A 19814-nucleotide genomic window follows, 5' to 3' on the forward strand; every position below is an offset into this window, starting at 1 on the left:
GCTATCGATACCATGATTGAACGTCTACAAATATCCCATCTTAGAAACCTTACTAAAATTAGTTTAGAGCCTGCTGCCTGCAACATAATTATTGGTGCAAATGGCAGTGGTAAAACCTCGTTGCTCGAATCTATATTCTTGTTATCAAGAGGTAAGAGCTTTCGTCATCACCAGCCAAAACGTTATATCCAACATCATCAAAATAACACGACTGTTCATGCTAAGCTCAATGATAGCCGTACTTTAGCTATTCAAAAGCAAGCAGATGCTACGACTATACTACGTCTCAATCAAACCACTGTTTACAACCAGAGTATCTTAACAGAGCAGCTACCTACGTTGCTGATAGATCCATCGACGATGGATATGTTGGAGCAGGGAAGTGCGAGCCGTCGACAGCTGTTAGATTGGTTGGTGTTTCACATGAAACAAGGGTTTCATCCACAATGGATGGCTTATCAACGCCTACTGAAACAGCGCAATAGTTTGCTAAAGAGGACTCGTCATTTAACCCAAGTACAGCTTTCTGAGCTGAAATCATGGGATAAAGGGTTGAGCAACCACGCTGCCTTGATTCATCATTATCGCGAGCAAGTATTTACTGAATGGCAGCCTTATTTTGCCAAGAGCATCGTACAGCTATTGCCTTCTTACGCTGAGCAACTGAGCCTAAGCTATAACGCTGGTTATGACACCAGTGTCGCGCTAGATGTGCAGCTTAATGAGCGGTTAGAGCAGGATTTGCAATTGGGATATACTCGTATAGGCAATCATCGTGCTGATATTCATGTGCATTGGCGTTCTGATGAGTCTATAAGTGATCAAACGACAGATGCGAGAACAGCAGCTTCAGTAAATAGTATCCAAACCAAATTACCGACTTTAAAAGAGCAAGCAGCAAACGTATTGTCTCGCGGTGAAAAGAAACTGCTCATTACTTCACTGCGCTTATCGCAACTACCACTGTTGCTAAACGATAGAGAGCGCAGTGACTCACTCAATGATGATTTATCATCGAGAGCGACACCTGTTGTGCTTCTAGATGATATCACTGCAGAATTAGATGATAGAGCTATAGAAATACTGCTATCGACCCTAGCTAAACTCCCTTGCCAAGTATTTATGACCAGTCTGGCAGACGATATTTTACCTTTAGTTCATGAACTTTGGCTACAACCGAATACGTTTCACGTGAAACAAGGAAAAATCTCATTTACTAACTAATACTTCATTTTTCTGCTTATACTTTTGATGATTACCCATCTACTTTAACTTCTCATTATTCAATACACTAGCCACTACTATCTGTCCTGACAGTTACTATGTTAAGACGACCTTTCACAGACCGTAAAACTCTCAGTAAACAGTGACTTAGAAGCAAAAAAATGTTAAAATAACCCTTTATTTTTGTCCTGTGCTCAGCAATTTATTTGATAGCATCATAGAAAAGATTTCTATTTTTCAATTATCTATAAGTATTTGATAATTATGTATTTTATTTATTTCAATAGTTTTGACAATGTCTAGAAAAACAAAGACTATTACTAATAAATAATTTACTAATTTTATCTCTGTGCAGCCTTTTTTGAGGCTAACGGTGGTTAGTGGTTTAGCTGCTCATATGCACTTTAGATTATGAATAATAGACGTTAATTCTAAGATGCCACTATGTAGCGGACTTTTTATAAGTGCGCTAATCGTAAATGGCTGATTATGGCTAGATTAAGGAATGTACATGAGTGATTCATTACCTATTGACCACGAGCAATTGATAGACGACAGTGCTACTGAAGCCACCGTGCCTACTGTAGTTTCAGAATTATTGCCTTCTGATTATAGTTCTAAAGATATTCGCGTATTGCGTGGGTTAGAGGCCGTACGTGTGCGTCCTGGTATGTATATCGGCGATACCGATGATGGCACAGGCTTGCATCATATGGTCTTTGAGGTAGTGGATAACTCTATCGATGAGGCGCTTGCTGGTCACTGTGATCAGATTGATATCGTTATTCACGAAGATGAATCTGTCAGTGTGATGGATAACGGTCGCGGTGTGCCTGTTGATATTCATCCAGAAGAGGGTGTATCAGCGGCGCAGGTTATTATGACGGTCTTGCATGCAGGTGGTAAGTTCGATGACAATAGCTATAAAGTGTCAGGTGGCTTGCACGGTGTGGGGGTATCAGTAGTTAACGCTCTGTCTCAAAAACTTGAGATGAATATCTGGCGCGAAGGCTATCACTACCATCAGACTTATACTGATGGCGTACCTGATAGCGATATCCAACAGATGGAAGCAACCGATCAGACAGGTACCCAAATCTGCTTTTATCCTAGCAGTGATGTGTTCACCGGTACAATTTTTGAGTACGATATCTTAGCAAAACGCTTACGTGAGCTATCATTTTTGAACTCTGGTGTGCGTATTGTTTTGACTGATGAGCGTATTGATAAGCGTCACGAGTTTGAGCATAAAGGTGGCTTGCTAGAGTTTGTTAGCTATATCAATGCTGGTAAAGACAGTATCAATGAAGTATTCCATTTTACCAGTCAGCAAGACGACGGTATCAGCGTAGAAGTCGCGCTACAGTGGACAGATACGTATAACGAAAAAGTACTGTGTTTCACTAACAACATCCCGCAAAAAGATGGTGGTACTCACTTATCTGGTTTCCGTTCAGCATTGACGCGTTGTTTGAACAGTTATATGGATCGTGAAAACTTATTCAAAAAAGAAAAGGTTGCTGCAACGGGTGATGATGCTCGTGAAGGGTTGACTGCAATTGTCTCTGTGAAAGTACCAGATCCAAAATTCTCAAGTCAGACCAAAGATAAGCTAGTATCAAGCGAAGTGAAATCTGCTGTTGAATCAGCGATGCATGATAAGTTCAATGACTATCTGTTAGAGAATCCAGGTGCTGGTAAAGCCATTGCGAATAAGATTATCGATGCAGCGCGTGCACGTGATGCGGCTCGTAAAGCACGTGAAATGACGCGTCGTAAGACCACTTTGGATATTGCAGGTCTGCCTGGTAAGTTAGCCGATTGCCAAGAAAAAGATCCAGTATTATCTGAACTATATATTGTGGAGGGTGACTCTGCAGGTGGCTCAGCTAAACAAGGTCGTAGCCGAAAAACGCAAGCAATTTTGCCATTAAAAGGTAAGATTCTGAACGTCGAGCGTGCTCGTTTTGATAAGATGCTATCATCTGCTGAGGTGGGTAACCTGATTACTGCATTAGGTTGTGGTATTGGTCCTGATGAGTATAATCCTGATAAAGTACGCTACCACAAAATCATTATCATGACCGATGCCGACGTTGATGGCTCACATATTCGTACCTTGTTATTGACGTTTTTCTTCCGTCAAACACCTGAATTGATCGAGCGTGGTTATGTATATATTGCTCAGCCACCGCTATACAAAGTGAAAAAAGGTCGTCAAGAGTTATACCTAAAAGATGATGAAGCGCTTAAAGCGTATCTATTGTCTTCAACGATTGATAATACCAAGCTACATATCAGTGCCGATGCGCCTGCGATTACTGGTCAAGCGCTTGAGACACTGCTTAATGACTATAACCAAACGCAGTTGATCAAAGCGCGTTTGCAGATTCGCTTCCCAGCGGTAATTTTGGACGCATTGACGCATACGCCAAAACTTAGCACTGATATGACTTATGATGAGTCTGCCATGCAGGATTGGAAAACAGCGATGCAGACTAAGCTTGATCACTTCGGTAGCGATCTAAGCCCTGAGATTGAATTGGTTAATATTCATGCACCGCAGCCAAAAAATATGGACGCAGCCGCAGCAGATTTATTGGGTATGACGCCAGTAGTAGGTACCGCAGAAGGCGAAGCGTCAGATAGTGAGGCTTTATCTACCAAGGCACAGTGGCTACCACGCGTCACGGTATACGTGCATCAACTGGCACACCATTATCTATTAGATGCTAGCTTTATCAACTCTGGTGAGTATGGCAAACTGCTACGTCTATCGAGTGAGTGGAATACATTGCTTGAGAGCGATGCCTTTATTCGCCGTGAAGCAAGTGCGGGCACAACGAAAGATATCCCAGTACGTGACTTTGATTACCTATGGCAACAAATGATGCTGGATGCGCGTCGTGGTCTAGCTATCCAGCGTTACAAAGGGCTAGGTGAGATGAACGCCGACCAGCTGTGGGATACAACGATGGATCCTGAAAACCGTCGTATGCTACGCGTTACGATCGAAGATGCTATCGCTGCTGACCATATGTTTACCTGTTTAATGGGTGATCACGTTGAACCGCGTCGTATCTTTATTGAAGAGAATGCGCTAACAGTATCGAACTTAGATATCTAAATTTAAAATTGGTTACTGACAATTTATAAAAATACCGCTTTAATATTCAAGGCGGTATTTTTGTTTCACGTGAAACTCATTTGTTAGTGTTGCTATTACCTAATAATTACAATCTGTGGAAATCAAATGATTGAAGTAATTTTACTCGCTATTGCTTTAGCGATGGATGCGTTTGCAGTGTCGATAGGGTTGGGTGCTAAGGCTCAAAAATATAGTCATCAATATGTACTGCGCTTGGCTATTTATGCTGCGCTTTACTTTGGTATCGCTCAGGGGATAATGCCTCTTATTGGATACTTATTAGGTGCGGCAATGTTGGGTTGGCTGGCCGCTGCTGCACCTTGGATTGGCGGTACTATATTGATTGCTCTAGGTGGGAAAATGCTTTATGAAGTGTTTACTGCTGATGAGTCAGATACTGACAGTGATGATCTGGACGTCAATGATGATGCTATTAACACTGATAGTGATACAGTAACAGCCACGAGTAAGCATGGACATATCAATCACCGCACTATGTTTACGTTAGCGGTTGCAACCAGTATTGATGCAATGGCGGCAGGGTTTACGCTGAATTTATTGGCACTGAATGCGTGGTTAGCTTGCTTAATTATCGCTGTAGTAACTGCTATATTTGGCTGGATCGGGGTCTATTTGGGACGTCGCTCAGGCACATGGCTAGAGGATAAAGCTGAAGCATTGGGCGGTATCGTGCTTATTGCAATTGGTCTAAAAGTGATGTTTTTTAGCTAATTTATTTAGATTTTTACTGAGTATTTATACAAAAGCACCGCTTTGAATATCAAAGCGGTGCTTCTTTGTTTCACGTGAAACTCGAATTGACAATTTTGCTTAGTGATTACTCTTCGTCAGTATCAAAACGCCAAGCTAGTACGCGAGTGCTTTTTTGACCTTGGCTCATCTCGATGATACGCATTTGAGCGACGTTTAGCTGCTTTAATAATAATTGCAATGGCTTAACGTTTTCAGATTTCGACACTAAAGTAGTAAACCAGCCAACGTGTTCTGCAAAGCTCTGACTTTCTTTTGCCATCTTGGTCAGGAAGGCAATCTCGCCACCTTCACTCCATAGCTCTTTATGCTGACCACCGAAGTTTAGGTTTTGCGCAGCGTTGCCTGATTTGGTTGAGCTACGGCTGATTTGCTCGCTTTCATTTTTACCACGATGACGCTGCAAGTTGTGTTGCTTGCGACTATTGGCTTCCATCGCTTCTTCTAATGAAGCATGAAACGGAGGGTTACAAACCACGACATCAAAATAATCTTGACGACCAATGATGTTTTTAAAGATAAACTTAGGCTCAGGCTGCAGCTTTACTTTGACCGCACTCTTTAGTTTTGGATTAGCTTCACAAATCAGCGCTGCGGTGTTGACTGAGATAGGGTCAATGTCACTTGCTGTAAAGCGCCAGCCATAGCTTTGACTACCAACGATAGGGTAGATAGCACTGGCACCAGTACCGATATCAAGGGCGTGAATTTCTTTACCCGTTGGCGGTGTGTTATCGGCGTTTACGTGAGTGGTTTGCGCCAGTAAATCCGCGATATAGTGAATATAGTCGGCACGTCCAGGAATAGGCGGACATAGATAACCTTCAGGAATGTCCCAAAATTTAACCCCGTAATAGTTCGCCAACAGTGCTTTATTTAGCACGCGAACAGCCTGATGATCCGAGAAGTTAATCGTCGACTCACCTTTAGGGTTGGTAATGGTGTGGTCAGCAAGCTCTGGTAAGGCGCGAGTCAGTATTGCAAAGTCATAACGACCTTGGTGCGGGTTGCGTGGGTGCAGCTGACCGAGTTTTTTCGCGGTCGCAGGAGATCTATTTCTGTGTTTACTATTTGCAGGGTTACGGGTCATGGGCTTACTTGTCATAATGTCAGGCTACGATATATGGATATAAGTAACCAGTGTAGCAGATTTCGCAGGTTGCTAATTGTTTATCCGCGCTTTATCGGTCGCTTATCGGTGACGTAATATCAAGTTAAGCCCTAATACGATCATCGCAGTACCCAATACACGGTCGATCCAATGCTCAAACCTTTGGAAGCGTCGATGTACCGCAGGGATAGAGAGTAGCATGACGACCGTACTAAACCACGCCATCTGTAACACCATCATCCATACACCATAAATAGCCAATTGCCAAAGCGGGATATCAGGCGACAATACAAGAGTAAAAATAGCTACAAAATAGATAGGCGCTTTTGGGTTAAAGACATTACAAAGAAATCCGCGACGCAACGTGGCAAAGGTAGATTCGCCATTACTAGACGATTTTTTGATAGTGGCTTCTCTTGTTGTAGGTGTGGTTTGGCTAGTAAGCGAATCTTGCGAAACGTGAGCGCTTGAACCTACTTGCGGGCCTACTTTTTTTAAAGCATGTGTTTTTTCTAAAAGATGAGCTGTTTCTAAATCTGCTGGTTTTTTAGGCTTAGCTTGGATACCTTGCCAACCTAAGTAAATCAGATAGCCACCACCCAACCATTTAATAGTAGTCAATAATGGCTGCGAATGAGCAATGACAGTCGCCAGTCCTAATACAGAATAGATAATATGGACGGCAAGACCTAGGGTAATACCGAGACTACAAATCAAACCTGTGCGTCGACCTTTTGCTAATGTCTGCTGCGAGACTAAGACAAAATCAGGGCCAGGTGAGGCCGCAGCTAATAGGTGTACGCTAGTAATGAGCAAAAAACCGTGCCAAAATTCCATAAAATACTCTGAACCATATTTAGACCTGCAACATAGTTGCACTTATCGTAAATGAGGTCAACTTTTATCGATTTTTGCACTATGCGAGTCATCTCTATTGCTTGTGTTATAGAACGAGGGTGTCTATATTAAAGGTGACTTATCGCTCAATTTCTATAGATAAATTATTGAGATTCGACTATATAACCACTCATTATATGCCAATGATTACTTTAACAAGGATGGAACCATGACTACGGATAGTAACGCCACAGAGAACCGCATCACTTATAACACACAAGGCCATGTTTGCCTTGTCGGGCTAAACCGTGCCAACAAACGCAACGCCTTTGACAGTCATATGATTGCCCAACTGTCTGACGCCATGACTCGCTACGAGCAAGACGACAACTTACGCTGTGCATTAATATTTGCCCATGGAGATCATTTTACCGCTGGGCTGGATTTGGTAGAGCTACAAGCCAAGCTAAACGATGGTGTGTTTGAGTTTAATGATGATCAAATAGACCCGTGGGGCATCGGTGGAAAACTGCGTACCAAACCTGTGGTCGTGGCGGTCAAAGGCACATGCTTCACTGTGGCTATCGAGCTGATGCTCAACAGTGATGTGGTCATCGCCAGTGACAACTGCAACTTTGCACAAATGGAAGTCCAGCGCGGCATCATGCCATTTGGCGGTGCGACGGTGCGTTTTGTCGCGGCAGCAGGTTGGCAAAAAGCCATGCCGTATCTACTCACTGGTAAAGCATTCGATGCGCAAACGGCTGATAGACTGAATTTGGTCAGTGAAGTGGTAGCAAATGGGACTGAATACGATCGAGCATTGACGTTGGCACAAGAGATCTGCAAAGCCGCGCCTTTGGGTGTGAGAGGGGCATTGTCTTCAGCACAAGATGCTAGCCTTAATGGGGCAGCGACTGCATTGGCCAATATCCATAGCTACTTACCACCGCTGTTTCATTCAGAAGATGCGAAAGAGGGTGTAATGGCGATGGTTGAGAGACGTGAGGCTGAGTTTAAGGGGCGTTAATACTAGTATGGTTTAAGAGTTATTTCTCATAAGCAAAAGATAAAAGTTCGATATGTGTGATTATCTTTTAAACTTCCGTAAAAGTCCTGTTTAGTCGAACATACCAGCCAAAAAAACCTCGCAATTGCGAGGTTTTTGTTTTATCTAGTATGACTGACTACAACAGCGTCAGTGTTGACCATTCAACTATAATTATTTAGCTTTCTGGTAGTAATCAACCATCATCGTACCTAAGGTGCCATTGTCATCGATTGTGACGATTCTGACCGTACCTGATTGTGCTGCGGTACTCGACTGAACTTGTCCAGCGTTACCTAACACGACTTGGTTATCTTTAGACGCTTTTGCCTCGTTACCGATAGCGATACTGTTCATGCCGCCTGCCATAGATTTATTACCGACCGCCACCGAAGTTGCGCCTTGTGCCATAGCCGCTTCACCAATAGCGGTAGAGCGCATACCGCTTGCATTGGCTAGATGACCAAACGCTTGTGCGCGTTCAGCGGTAGCTTTTGACTGCCAACCGATAGAGGTTGAGCCTAGACCAGCGGCATTAGCTTCACCGCCTACGGCTGTTGCTGAATTTAGACCTGCATTGGCTTTATTCCCGACAGCAACTGTATCATTATTGCCACCCGCCATAGCTGCCTCACCGACAGCGGTAGAGCGTACACCACTTGCATTGGCTAGATGACCAAAAGCTTGTGCACGTTCGGCAGTGGCTTTTGATTGCCAACCAATAGAGGTTGAGCCTAGACCAGCAGCGTTAGCTTGACCGCCAACGGCAGTAGCTGAGTTTAATCCTGCATTGGCCTGACTACCAATGGCAACGGTATCATTGGTGCCGCTAGTCGTGGCAGCATTGCCGAGAGTGATGGCGGTGCTGCTAGTTGCGCTTGCAGTCTGATGGTCAGTTCCTGTTGCCATAGCAGTGCAAGAAGCGGTTGCGGCAATGGCAAAGGTAAGGGCACTAATCTTTAGTACTGATTTCGGTAAAAAGTCCATTTTCATTCTTCATTCCTTTTTGTTAGCCTTGATGGCTTATTAGGTAGTTTGGGTAGATGTTGATAGATTATAATCATGGCAACATCAGCGCACTCTGGCACAAATAACTTTATGATAGATAGAGTCCGAAACCTTAATGTAGCATTAATTTTTAATCATTATTGAAATAATGTTTACTTTATATCTTTGAAGGTTATTTAAGCCGATAAATGGATAATTAAGGTCTAAAAGCACTTTAATTATTTGTAAAAAATCGAATGCGCCTTAATCTACTAGAGCAGATAGCGTAGCGTATATTGATAATATAGTGCACATATTGCGCTGTGTTTTCGACGTTCCAAACCATTATTATTCCAAATAAGAAGAGTACCAATGCAATATAACTTTGATGAAATAATCGACAGACGCGATACCGGGTCACTCAAGTGGCACTATAGCGATGAGACAATTGCGCTATGGGTGGCGGACATGGATTTTAAGGCTGCCGCACCGATATTAAGCGCGGTTGAGCAAGTCATGCAGCATGGCATTTTGGGTTATACCAAGCCTACTGATGCCTTATACAACTCGATTATTAACTGGCATGGCAGTCGTTATGACTTGCAGTTAGAAAAGCAAAATATTTTGTTTTCCCCTGGTGTCGTGCCAAGCCTAGCGCTGATGATGAATGTCTTTACCAAGGTAGGCGAGGCGGTAATGGTCAACGATCCTATTTATACACCCTTTATGAGCAAGGTTGAGCAAAATGGTCGCAAGCTTGTACTTTCTGCACTGAAAGAAGCCGAGGGTAAGTATCATCTAGACTTGGCCGATATCGAAGCCAAAATCATCGAGCATGAGGTTAAGCTTTATCTACTGTGCAATCCGCATAATCCTGGCGGGCGTGTATGGACGAGGGACGAGCTGGAAGCGCTACTTGCGATTTGTAAAAAGCACAACGTGGCGATTGTTAGTGACGAGATTCATCAAGATTTTACCTTGACTGGTCATACGTTTACGCCATTTCTGACACTAGCAAAAGGCTATGAGCACAATGTAGTCAGCCTGACTTCGATGACCAAAACCTTCAACATCGCAGGTATCAAAGGCTCTATGATATTTGCAACAGATGAGGCATTGGTCAAAAAAATCAGCCGGCAGCAGCAGTTAAATGATGAGTATGAGCTGAATCTATTTGCGTATACAGCCATGCGTAGTGCTTATGAGCATGGCGGTGAGTGGCTAGAGCAGGCGCTTAGTTATATCGAGGCCAATATTGAATTGACGGTGCAGTTTTTAAATAAGCATTTGCCTGATATTAAAATCATGCGCCCAGAAGCATCGTACCTAATCTGGCTAGATTGCTCCGCATATAGCCAAGACGATCAGGCATTATATGACGCGCTTAGAGCTGCCAAGGTTGAGTTGAGTGCGGGGTTCAAATATGGTGAGGAAGGGCATCTTAAAATGCGGATTAATGTTGCATGTCCTAGAGCATTGCTATTAGAAGGGTTGACTCGTATGCATGCAGCGTTGGGTGATGCTACGTAGTAAGTGCAGTAAGTAGTACGGGTCCTTGCTAAATGGAGAGGCAGATAGTCTGTTTGTCACTGGGCTTATGATTGGGCTTACTGTCTCTTCTGTTCTTATTTTTAGCCTATTTAGACGACTATCGAGTGAATTGAAGGTACGCCCTAATAATAATCGCGAATAATTCATCATCTAATAGCCAATAGAGGGCGTAAACTTGTTAAAATAGGGCACCAATTTATCTATTGATGGATATCGATTTATGACCACTGCTGCTGCCACTCCTGCAATCAAAGAAGATCGCATCTTAATCCTCGATTTTGGCTCGCAATATAGCCAGTTAATCGCTCGCCGTGTGCGCGATTCTGGGGTGTTTTGTGAGATGTTCCCTTATGACATTGACACTCAGCGCATCATCGATTTTGGCGCAAAAGGCGTCATCTTGTCAGGTGGCCCCGAGAGCGTCCACGCAGAAAACAGCCCACGTATCAACGATGCGGTATTTGACCTAGGCGTGCCAGTACTAGGTATCTGCTACGGTATGCAAGCAATGGCAGAACGTTTCGGCGGGCAAGTTCATGCCAGTGATATCCATGAGTTTGGTGCAGCGACCATCGAAGTAAATGGTCACTCGCAGCTGACTGACGGTATCGAAGACAGCAAGACTGACGGCGCGGCTGCCAAGCTAAACGTTTGGATGAGTCATGGTGACAAGGTCATCGAAGTACCTGAAGGCTTTGATATCATTGCTAACACGCCAAGCTGTCCAATCGCGATTATGGCCAATGATGACAAGCAATACTACGGTCTACAGTTCCATCCAGAAGTCACGCATACTCTACAAGGTCAAGCGCTGCTTGGTCGTTTCGTTCATCAAATCTGTGAGTGTGCAGGTGAGTGGACGCCAGACAATATCGCTGATATGCGTATCGCACAGCTAAAAGAGCAAATCGGTGACAAGCAAGTATTGCTAGGTCTATCGGGCGGTGTGGACAGTTCAGTCGTTGCCGCGCTATTGCACAAAGCAATCGGCGATCAGCTGACTTGTGTGTTCGTCGATAACGGCCTATTGCGTCTGCATGAAGGCGACCAAGTGATGCAAATCTTTGCAGAAAATATGGGCGTAAAAGTCATCCGCGTCAATGCAGAAGACTTGTTCTTAAACGCATTGGCAGGCCAGTCTGATCCAGAAGCCAAACGTAAAATCATCGGTAAAACCTTTATTGACGTATTCGCTGAAAGCGCGCGTCAAGTGAGCGAGCAGAGCGATGGTAAAGTTGTTGAATTCTTAGCACAGGGTACGATTTACCCAGACGTCATTGAATCTGCTAAGTCGCATCAAGGCAAAGCACACGTCATTAAGAGCCATCATAACGTAGGCGGTTTGCCAGATGACTTGGCATTTGAATTGGTTGAGCCGTTACGCGATCTATTTAAAGATGAAGTGCGTAAACTTGGTATCACGCTTGGTTTGCCGCCTAAAATGATCAATCGCCATCCGTTCCCAGGTCCAGGTTTGGGCGTGCGTATTTTGGGCGAAGTGACCAAAGAATATGCAGATATTTTACGTCAAGCTGATGCCATCTTTATGGAAGAGCTTGAGCGTTCAGGCTGGTATGACAAAACCGCGCAAGCCTTTGCGGTATTCCAACCAATCAAATCTGTCGGCGTGGTCGGTGATGGTCGCCGCTATGCATGGGTAATCGCGCTACGTGCAGTTGAGACCGTAGACTTTATGACTGCACGTTTTGCGCATCTGCCATATGATTTGATCGAGACCGTATCAAACCGCATTATGAACGAAATCGCTGAAGTATCTCGTGTGACCTATGATGTGTCGAGCAAGCCGCCGGCGACGATTGAGTGGGAATAATTATTCATATGCTATGATTGTAATATCAACGCAAAGGAGTGATGGACTATGAAACTGGTTCATGTGGGACAAAACGAGTGGATGTTTGAAGATGACGTTAGCGATAAGTCGGCTGACAATAGATCAAATGCGCTTGGCGCTGGTAGAGCGCTTAATCTTAAAATAAAAGCCTTTGTAGATGCCGAGGTAAAAAGAGGTCGTGATATCAACGATATTATGAATGAAGTCATGACCAAATTTCAGCATGAAATTGTGCAAGACTTTGATGAGCAGCCGCCAACCTCATTCCAAGTGATACAGATGACGCTGGAGAAAGAAGGTTATGAAGTGGCTCGTGATATTGCTCAGTTTTTAGTATTAGAGAATATGAATGACCCTGATGCTTACTTTAACTTAGCATTTTTGTGTGAGCAGCATGATGACAGCTTTTTAGCACTATTGAGTAGCCGCGAATGTATGCGCCTATACTTAGAGTATTTCCCCAAAAACTTTAATTGGCAAAAAAGTAAGCTGCCATGGGGCATCATGGAGAACCGTCCCTTTTTGCGAGCGCTGTTTCAGCTGGCAAATGTCTATGCTGACAATATGAGCTTTGATGAAGCCTGCGAGCAGGGAGAAAGGCTGCTACAAGTTTGCCCTAATGACAACCTAGGTATGCGTGAAGCGCTGATAGAATGGTACATGTTTACCGAAGAGTATCAGAAAATAATTCGAATTTGCGACAACTATCCAGAGGATATGCTTGCAAATATCGCTTTCGGTAAGGTGCTGGCTTACTGTTATCAAGATAAATTAGATAAGGCTGAAAAAGAGTGGGATATCGCAAAAGATAACTTGCCTGAAGTGGCGCATGAAATTCTTAAAAAGCGTCATCCTAGACCACGCGGTATGGGTATCAATAGTTATGGTATCGAAATTGGTGGTAAAGAGCAGGCTTATCTCTACTGGCAAGATATGGGCGATTGGTGGGAAGAAAATACTACCGCTCAAACCCTGATTGAGAAAAAACGTGCTGAGAAAAAGAAGAAAAAATAATTTGATTTAGCGGCACTTCTCTTTAGTTAAAACACTCAACTTAGTTGGGTGTTTTTTGTTTTAAACATAAAAGTTTTACTCGATAAGTTTTGCTTCGATAGCAGCAACTTTGTTTATTAACTTATTATTAAATTCTAAATGGCCTAAAGAGTAGTGAGCTTTTCGATGACAGGTAGGACATAACGCAATAACGTTTTGAGGTAAGTCCGCACCACCATCTGCCAATCTAGTTAGATGATGAACTTCCAGATAAGGTCCAGATTTAGTTTCAAATGGCGCTGTCTCATTACATCCCTCGCATAAACCATTAGCTCTTTTTTTAGCATACAGCTTAATTGCTGTACTACGGTTTTGAATAGACTGAATTTTTTCTTGAGTGCTTGCGTGGGTTGGTGTTGAACTTAAGGCAATTTCTCGTAATTGCTGTAATGATTTACCTTTACTAGGCTTAATGATATAAACGGCTTTAGGGGCTTTAACTACTTTAGATGGCAGGGTTTGAGTTGTATCAATATTTTTAGTATTAACCATATCTAGATGAAAAATGATAGCGACACGAAGCTCGCCATTTCTATCTGGCCGTTCTTCAATATGATGAAAAACGTAATTACAATACCCTAAAAACCGTACAAAGCCTCGTGATGTTGATTCGAAAAGTAGAATTTCTTTATTGTTTTTTTGATGATCATGAATTGCCAAATTACCTTTGGTCATTTTCATGTCACCTTCTTGGCCTTCACCCGTATATTTAAAGGTGCCGTTAGGGTCAAAATCATCAATATAGCCATATTCGCCGCCAGCATCGCCGGTAAAAATAAATACATATGGATGAGCGGCAGGAGTAGCTATACCTCCATATTGCTGGCCCTTATATCTACCGTGTATATCAGCACGCCTATTATAAATTTTTCCTATCTCAAACAATTTAACTTCCTTATTGTTAATATTCCATAAAACCAATATAGTAAACTTAAGTTTGTTAAAGTCAATTAAAAAAGCGGTGCTCTTTCAGATAAAGAGCACCGCTACTGTTTATAATATTTGTTCTGAAGAAAACCTAACCCTTCACATTCACTATATAACGCCCAACCACTTTGCTCGACATAAAGCGATCTAAGTATTCTGGCGTTTGCTCTAGCGTAATCTCTTCACCATAGCTTTCAAGATTAGGTAGCTTCATATCGGTGGCGACACGTTGCCAAATAGCTTCTTTATCAGCTAGCGGGATATAAACCGAGTCGATACCCAATAATGATACTGCTCTAGTGATAAACGGCATGACCGTCATCGAAAACTCAGCGCCACCTGCTAGACCACAGCTCGTCACCGCGCCGCCCGCTTTAGTCTGTTTGAGCAAGTTAGATAGGTAGTCGCCGCCGATAGTATCAATGGCGTTTGCCCATAGCTCACGGCCGACAGGTTTGTTACCGATTTCATTGATGGTATCGCGATGACGTACTTCGCTCGCGCCAAGCTCTTTTAAGTGCTCGCTTTGCTCTGGCTTACCTGAGAATGCAATCACTTCATAGCCGAGCTGCTTTAAGATAGCGATACTGATCGTACCTACGCCGCCCGTTGCGCCAGTCACAGCAACTGGACCATCACTGGGTTTTGCACCCATTTTTTCTAACTTTTGGACACTTAGCGCTGCGGTTAAGCCGCCAGTACCATAGGTCATCGCTTCTTTTAGCGTCAACGTTTCTGGGCAAGGCAGCGCCCAATCTGCTGGTATAGAGATCATTTGACCGAGACCACCGTCCGTATCCATACCAAGATCATAGCCGAATACCAATACTTCTTGTCCTGCGCTAAACGTGCCTGATTTATCACTGACGACCACGCCAGCTGCGTCGATACCTGGGGTGTGCGGGTACTGTTTGGTGATTCGTTTATTACCCGTGGCAGACATCGCATCTTTAAAATTTAATGATGAATAATGCACTTCGATAAGCAAGTCATTTTCCGGCAAGTCACTGACTTTGCGCTCTTGAATGCTCTTTTTGAATTCGCCATCGCTGGTTTCTTCGACGACTAGGGCTTTAAAGGTTGTATCGTTTGACATGGTTATATCCTTATTAAATATTATTATTTGGGTTGATAGGTAGTTGCTTATGTTTGCATTAGAATTACCATAACAACAGTACGGTTAAAATAAAAAAGCCCAAGGTATTATCTAATGAGTAATACAAATGGACTTTTCATATTTTTTGATACCTTTAATGACAGTCATTGCAAGGTTAGAGTATCGCTTAAGGCTTCAGGATAACTTTACCTTTTTTGCTTGATTGTACTTTTCCAGAGACGGCGGTTGTGATGTCGTCCAGACTATAGATATCTTCAATAGGGAGTTTTAGATCGCCGTTTGAAGCGCGTTCTAGTAGCTCATCGATTAGACGTTGTTTGTTTTCTAGATCCATCTCTTGGCTGGTTTTACTGCCCCAGAACCCTTTTACAACGGCCTGCTTAAAGATCAAGCTACCAGCGTCTAGTGCCATTGGCTTGCCTGACATGATACCAAATGAGACCAGCGTGCCTTTGCTACCCAGTAATGATAGTAGCTCGTTGCTCGACTCACCACCGACTGAGTCAACGGCTGCTGTGATCTTATCATCACCAATGATGGCGCGAACTTGGTCTTTCCAATTATCGTCAGCTGTGACGACATTGTTTTTGATACCGAGCGAGGTCAGCTCTTCTATCGCATCTTTACTACGTACGAGATTGATCGTATTTACACCGCGTGCTGCTGCTAGCATCGCAAGGGTTTTACCCACAGCGCCGTTCGCCGCATTATGAATAATCCATTGACCGCTATCTACTTCCAAAAATTCTAATAGCATTAAGGCAGACAACGGCATAGCGATGAGCTGAGCAGCCAATTCGTCTTCGATAGTATCAGGCATGTTAAATACCATGCTGGCAGGTGCGACAAAATACTCTGCCCACGTCTCATGCACACTAGCGCACGCCACACGTTGGCCGACGCTTAGATCTGTGACGTCATCACCCACGGCATCGATAATACCTAGCGCTTCACTACCACCGATGGCTGGCATCTCAGGCTTATAGCCATATTGACCACTTACCGTTAGCAAGTCATGGTTGTGTATAGGGGAGAGGATGGTTTTGATGCGGACTTCGTTGGCAGCTGGCTGCGGCATGGGGCTGTCGCCAACGCTCAATACGTCAGAAGGTTTGCCAAAGCTGTTATGAATAGCACTACGCATGGTGATTTCCTTTATATATTTATGATTTAATTTATGTGTAAGTGTATTAAGAGTATGAATAACCGACTATAAACATCATGTCATTGAGATCATTCATCAATGTATTTTTTCTTCTAGTAGAAACGATACCATGATAATGATGCTTAGAGGTTATCGACTAACAAAGACACTATACTTAAAAATAGACTGGTCGTCTAGGAGTTGGATACATTTGCGCTAACGGGATTTTGTTATAGAAAGCTTGGCTTACATCGGTCATATTCTCTAGCGTTAGATTGTCAATCGCATATATATGGAATACGGCATTAGGCCAGTTCAGTCTATTCTCTATAGAACCTTGACTTGCTTGCCCTATATCTAAACTATCTTATAACGACGATGACTCAGAATTATGATAGCTATCGATACTGTTTAATAAAACTCTATCCTACTCAGCACGTGCTCTTGTACTAGATAGGCGCAGATGTATGCACTTGGCCATGCAAACATAAAGGCCAGTCCCCATGAATGCATCAACTCCATAAAAAATCCGTCGATAAAGCCTTGTTTTACCACCAATAAGGCCGTCGAGATAATGAGTGACATCATCATCGCCATCAGACCGGTAAAGATGAGACGGTAGTATTTGCGGCGCGTACGTATTCTGATGGTGGGAAAATTGGCCATAGTATTCGGTGTCCTGAATGGTGCTAATGACACTTCACTTATGAAGTGAGTGTCGGTTTTATATAATAAATAGTGGTAGTGGCCGTTAGGATTTGCCATTGAGTACTATCATATCGCGTGCTGACCGATGAATAAAATGGTTATTATAAATGCTTAGATTCAGTATTGCTTCACGATAGCCACTTTTACTGTAGGACGTTTTTTATAGCAGGACAGTATAAAGAAATAACGCACTAAACTGGGTTAATTTTGCTACGATAAAGTCAATCACAGCAAACACATAGGAGCATGAAATGGCAGCTCAAAAGCAACGAACATTAGGCATCATCGGCGGTATGAGTTGGGAGAGTACCGAGAGCTATTATCGTCTGATTAACGAAGGTGTCAAGCATCAGCTTGGCGGTCTACATTCAGCAGATTTGTTGATTCATAGTGTGGATTTTGCATTGATCAATACGTTACAGGAGCAAGGCAGATGGGACGAGCTAGGTGTGATAATGGCTAACAGTGCTCAACGTCTACAAGCAGCTGGCGTACAAGGAATTATGATTGCCTCTAACACGATGCACAAACTGGTTGATGACGTGCGCTCCGCCACAGACTTGCCATTGACTCATATCGCTGATGCGACTACTGATGCTATCAAAAAACAAAATCTTACCAAAATAGCCTTACTTGGCACTCAGTTTACGATGACTCAAGATTTCTATAAGCAGCGTCTTATTGATGCGGGTTTACAAGTATTGATACCGGAAGATGAGGCGAGAGCAGAAGTACATCGCATTATCAAAAAAGAGCTGTGTGTCGGTGAGTTTAAAGACAGCTCACGAGAGTATTATCGTCAAGTGATTAAAGATTTGGCAGCGCAAGGGGCAGAGGGTGTGATCTTGGGCTGCACAGAGATTGGTTTACTTATCAAACAAGCCGACAGCCCCATACCTGTATTTGATACCACAGCTATTCATGCAGCTGCGGCGGTAGATTTTTTGTTAGAGTAGTGCGGACTGACAAAAATATTTAAGCCTATAACGCTTTTACCAGTCGCTCAAGCAGTTCAAACGTGCTTTCTTGTTTGACCAAAGTTACCCCTTGTCCTGCCCATAAAGATTGATGTTCTGCATCCATATTTTTAGAGGCATGAGCTCGCATAGATTTGGACATGGCATTTAATTGTGGGTAGGGCGGTAGCTCATCTGCACTCTCAAATTGAGCAAAATCACGTAGATAATCGTTTAATAAACCACGAGCGAGCTTACCTGAGAATAATCGAGTTAAGCGTGTCTCTGAGCTGCGCCTGCTGTGACTGGCATCGAGTAAGGCTTGTTTATAAGTATCATTGATACCGCATTGGTCGGTGGTCAAAAACGCCGTCCCCATTTGTGCAAGCTCAGCACCTGCCGCTTGTACTGCCTTGATATCCTGTCCCGTCATAATGCCACCTGCGGCAACCAGCGGAATATCCGTGCAAGCACGCGTTTGGCCAATCAGTGTCAATAATCCTAGAGGATCGGTTTCGCTTTGTGGTAACCAACCACCGCGATGTCCACCCGCTTCGACCCCTTGTACACATACCGCATCTGCGCCAATATCTGCCCATGCTTTCGCTTCTAGTGGATGATTGGCGGTACCGATGACGCGTGTGCCGAAACTTTGCAGACGCTGAACTTGCTCAGCACTGATAATGCCAAAGGTAAAACTGGCAACGGGAACGGGATTGTCATAGAGCACTTGTAGTTGCTCTGCGAAGCTCTGCGCTGGGCGTTGAGGTAGTGTAAATTCGATATTATTATCTTGATAGTACTCACTCAGCCAAGCAGGTGTTGCAGTATCAAAGGTCGTGGATTCTTGCTCAGACAATACCATGAGATTGACCATAAACGGACGGTCGGTGAGCGATTTAATGGTATCAATTTGGCTGGTCAAAACATTTGGCGCAGTCATGCCAGATCCTAATGAGCCCAGTCCACCAAAGTTACTGACGGTCGCTGCCAGTTCAGGTGTGGTTGCTCCTGCCATTGGTGCTTGAACGATAGGGTAGGTTAAGTTTAGAGTATCAAGTAAGGTCATGACGGGTAGCCTTTTATTAAGGTGTTTGCATGGCTTACTGTAGCAGAGGTAGGCGGTGCGCGTGTTAGATAGTGTTTATTTAGTTGCTGAATAAGGGGTGGGTTTTGGCTACAAGTCTGTAGTTAGATTATTTGACTATAGTTTTGTAGCTGAATGCTTGCTATATTAAATAGTTGGAATATACGTACTAGAATAATTATTAAAGAGAAAAAATATGAGCATTACTCCCAGAGGTATGAGTTTGCAAGAAGTGTAGTGGTCAACTAATTTAGGACACCTGATAAGAGGTTTTTGTTAAAATAGCGTCTCTC

General features: G+C 43.4%; 16 protein-coding genes. 8 read left to right on the plus strand and 8 right to left on the minus strand.

Translation table 11 applies throughout. The features are described 5' to 3' along the window. Positions 1-12 precede the first annotated feature (12 nt). From recF to FQV37_RS01695, 3 genes are all read left to right on the plus strand, one after another. Positions 13-1224, plus strand: coding sequence for a DNA replication/repair protein RecF (gene recF, locus FQV37_RS01685; RefSeq protein ID WP_160021029.1), 1212 nt, complete (start codon positions 13-15; stop codon positions 1222-1224). A 511-nt stretch (positions 1225-1735) separates the two neighbouring features. After that, on the plus strand, positions 1736-4351 hold the full coding sequence (gene gyrB / locus FQV37_RS01690; RefSeq protein WP_160021030.1) for a DNA topoisomerase (ATP-hydrolyzing) subunit B: 2616 nt from the start codon (positions 1736-1738) through the stop codon (positions 4349-4351). A 126-nt stretch (positions 4352-4477) separates the two neighbouring features. After that, the gene (locus tag FQV37_RS01695; RefSeq protein ID WP_102078228.1) at positions 4478-5104 is read left to right on the plus strand and encodes a manganese efflux pump MntP; all 627 of its coding nucleotides are present in this window, start codon (positions 4478-4480) and stop codon (positions 5102-5104) included. A gap of 106 nt (positions 5105-5210) precedes the next feature. Here FQV37_RS01695 and rlmF read toward each other — a convergent pair whose 3' ends face one another. Further along, positions 5211-6248 (minus strand): 23S rRNA (adenine(1618)-N(6))-methyltransferase RlmF, encoded by a 1038-nt coding sequence (gene rlmF / locus FQV37_RS01700; protein WP_160021031.1) that lies wholly within the window; start codon positions 6246-6248, stop codon positions 5211-5213. Between the two features lie 87 nt (positions 6249-6335). After that, positions 6336-7091, minus strand: a complete 756-nt coding sequence (locus tag FQV37_RS01705; RefSeq protein ID WP_160021032.1) for a LysE family translocator — start codon at positions 7089-7091, stop codon at positions 6336-6338. Positions 7092-7320: 229 nt separating this feature from the next. Here FQV37_RS01705 and FQV37_RS01710 point away from each other — a divergent pair, with 229 nt between their 5' ends. Further along, the gene (locus FQV37_RS01710) at positions 7321-8121 is read left to right on the plus strand and encodes a crotonase/enoyl-CoA hydratase family protein (protein ID WP_160021033.1); all 801 of its coding nucleotides are present in this window, start codon (positions 7321-7323) and stop codon (positions 8119-8121) included. A 192-nt stretch (positions 8122-8313) separates the two neighbouring features. Here the strand turns inward: FQV37_RS01710 and FQV37_RS01715 are convergent, their stop codons facing one another. Then, positions 8314-9132, minus strand: coding sequence for a hypothetical protein (locus FQV37_RS01715; protein WP_160021034.1), 819 nt, complete (start codon positions 9130-9132; stop codon positions 8314-8316). Between the two features lie 366 nt (positions 9133-9498). Here FQV37_RS01715 and FQV37_RS01720 point away from each other — a divergent pair, with 366 nt between their 5' ends. From FQV37_RS01720 to FQV37_RS01730, 3 genes are all read left to right on the plus strand, one after another. Continuing rightward, positions 9499-10656, plus strand: coding sequence for a MalY/PatB family protein (locus tag FQV37_RS01720; RefSeq protein WP_160021035.1), 1158 nt, complete (start codon positions 9499-9501; stop codon positions 10654-10656). 241 nt (positions 10657-10897) lie between these two features. Beyond that, positions 10898-12508 carry a glutamine-hydrolyzing GMP synthase gene (guaA, locus tag FQV37_RS01725; RefSeq protein WP_160021036.1) on the plus strand — a complete coding sequence of 537 codons (1611 nt, stop codon included), beginning with the start codon at positions 10898-10900 and terminating at the stop codon, positions 12506-12508. A 48-nt stretch (positions 12509-12556) separates the two neighbouring features. Next, positions 12557-13543, plus strand: coding sequence for a tetratricopeptide repeat protein (locus FQV37_RS01730; protein WP_102076599.1), 987 nt, complete (start codon positions 12557-12559; stop codon positions 13541-13543). A gap of 75 nt (positions 13544-13618) precedes the next feature. On the opposite strand, the gene FQV37_RS01735 is transcribed toward FQV37_RS01730, so the two are convergent. The 4 genes from FQV37_RS01735 to FQV37_RS01750 form a co-directional block, all read right to left on the minus strand. Then, entirely contained in the window at positions 13619-14467 is an 849-nt protein-coding gene (locus FQV37_RS01735; RefSeq protein WP_160021037.1) for an HNH endonuclease, read from the minus strand. 133 nt (positions 14468-14600) lie between these two features. Then, positions 14601-15605 carry a YhdH/YhfP family quinone oxidoreductase gene (locus FQV37_RS01740; protein ID WP_160021038.1) on the minus strand — a complete coding sequence of 335 codons (1005 nt, stop codon included), beginning with the start codon at positions 15603-15605 and terminating at the stop codon, positions 14601-14603. Positions 15606-15792: 187 nt separating this feature from the next. After that, positions 15793-16770 (minus strand): zinc-binding dehydrogenase, encoded by a 978-nt coding sequence (locus FQV37_RS01745; protein ID WP_160021039.1) that lies wholly within the window; start codon positions 16768-16770, stop codon positions 15793-15795. Between the two features lie 411 nt (positions 16771-17181). Then, positions 17182-17436: a DUF2798 domain-containing protein gene (locus tag FQV37_RS01750; RefSeq protein WP_102078218.1), complete on the minus strand. Its 255-nt coding sequence runs from the start codon at positions 17434-17436 to the stop codon at positions 17182-17184. Between the two features lie 293 nt (positions 17437-17729). On the opposite strand from FQV37_RS01750, the gene FQV37_RS01755 reads away from it, so the two are divergent. Further along, complete coding sequence (locus tag FQV37_RS01755; RefSeq protein ID WP_160021040.1) at positions 17730-18434, plus strand: aspartate/glutamate racemase family protein; 705 nt, start codon at positions 17730-17732, stop codon at positions 18432-18434. A 25-nt stretch (positions 18435-18459) separates the two neighbouring features. Here FQV37_RS01755 and FQV37_RS01760 read toward each other — a convergent pair whose 3' ends face one another. Then, positions 18460-19503, minus strand: a complete 1044-nt coding sequence (locus FQV37_RS01760; protein ID WP_160021041.1) for an NAD(P)H-dependent flavin oxidoreductase — start codon at positions 19501-19503, stop codon at positions 18460-18462. Positions 19504-19814: the final 311 nt, after the last annotated feature.

Origin of the sequence: Psychrobacter nivimaris (genome assembly GCF_009812035.1) — a bacterium.
Lineage (GTDB): Bacteria > Pseudomonadota > Gammaproteobacteria > Pseudomonadales > Moraxellaceae > Psychrobacter > Psychrobacter nivimaris.

Excerpts from the sequence above, each read along its gene's own strand:
- FQV37_RS01740 (WP_160021038.1), bottom strand. The coding sequence starts at position 15,605 with ATGTCAAACGATACAACCTTTAAAGCCCTAGTCGTCGAAGAAACCAGC.
- FQV37_RS01710 (WP_160021033.1), top strand. The coding sequence starts at position 7,321 with ATGACTACGGATAGTAACGCCACAGAGAACCGCATCACTTATAACACA.
- recF (WP_160021029.1), top strand. The coding sequence starts at position 13 with ATGATTGAACGTCTACAAATATCCCATCTTAGAAACCTTACTAAAATT.
- FQV37_RS01730 (WP_102076599.1), top strand. The coding sequence starts at position 12,557 with ATGAAACTGGTTCATGTGGGACAAAACGAGTGGATGTTTGAAGATGAC.
- FQV37_RS01755 (WP_160021040.1), top strand. The coding sequence starts at position 17,730 with ATGGCAGCTCAAAAGCAACGAACATTAGGCATCATCGGCGGTATGAGT.
- guaA (WP_160021036.1), top strand. The coding sequence starts at position 10,898 with ATGACCACTGCTGCTGCCACTCCTGCAATCAAAGAAGATCGCATCTTA.
- FQV37_RS01720 (WP_160021035.1), top strand. The coding sequence starts at position 9,499 with ATGCAATATAACTTTGATGAAATAATCGACAGACGCGATACCGGGTCA.
- FQV37_RS01760 (WP_160021041.1), bottom strand. The coding sequence starts at position 19,503 with ATGACCTTACTTGATACTCTAAACTTAACCTACCCTATCGTTCAAGCA.
- rlmF (WP_160021031.1), bottom strand. The coding sequence starts at position 6,248 with ATGACAAGTAAGCCCATGACCCGTAACCCTGCAAATAGTAAACACAGA.
- FQV37_RS01715 (WP_160021034.1), bottom strand. The coding sequence starts at position 9,132 with ATGAAAATGGACTTTTTACCGAAATCAGTACTAAAGATTAGTGCCCTT.
- FQV37_RS01705 (WP_160021032.1), bottom strand. The coding sequence starts at position 7,091 with ATGGAATTTTGGCACGGTTTTTTGCTCATTACTAGCGTACACCTATTA.
- FQV37_RS01695 (WP_102078228.1), top strand. The coding sequence starts at position 4,478 with ATGATTGAAGTAATTTTACTCGCTATTGCTTTAGCGATGGATGCGTTT.
- FQV37_RS01745 (WP_160021039.1), bottom strand. The coding sequence starts at position 16,770 with ATGCGTAGTGCTATTCATAACAGCTTTGGCAAACCTTCTGACGTATTG.
- FQV37_RS01750 (WP_102078218.1), bottom strand. The coding sequence starts at position 17,436 with ATGGCCAATTTTCCCACCATCAGAATACGTACGCGCCGCAAATACTAC.
- gyrB (WP_160021030.1), top strand. The coding sequence starts at position 1,736 with ATGAGTGATTCATTACCTATTGACCACGAGCAATTGATAGACGACAGT.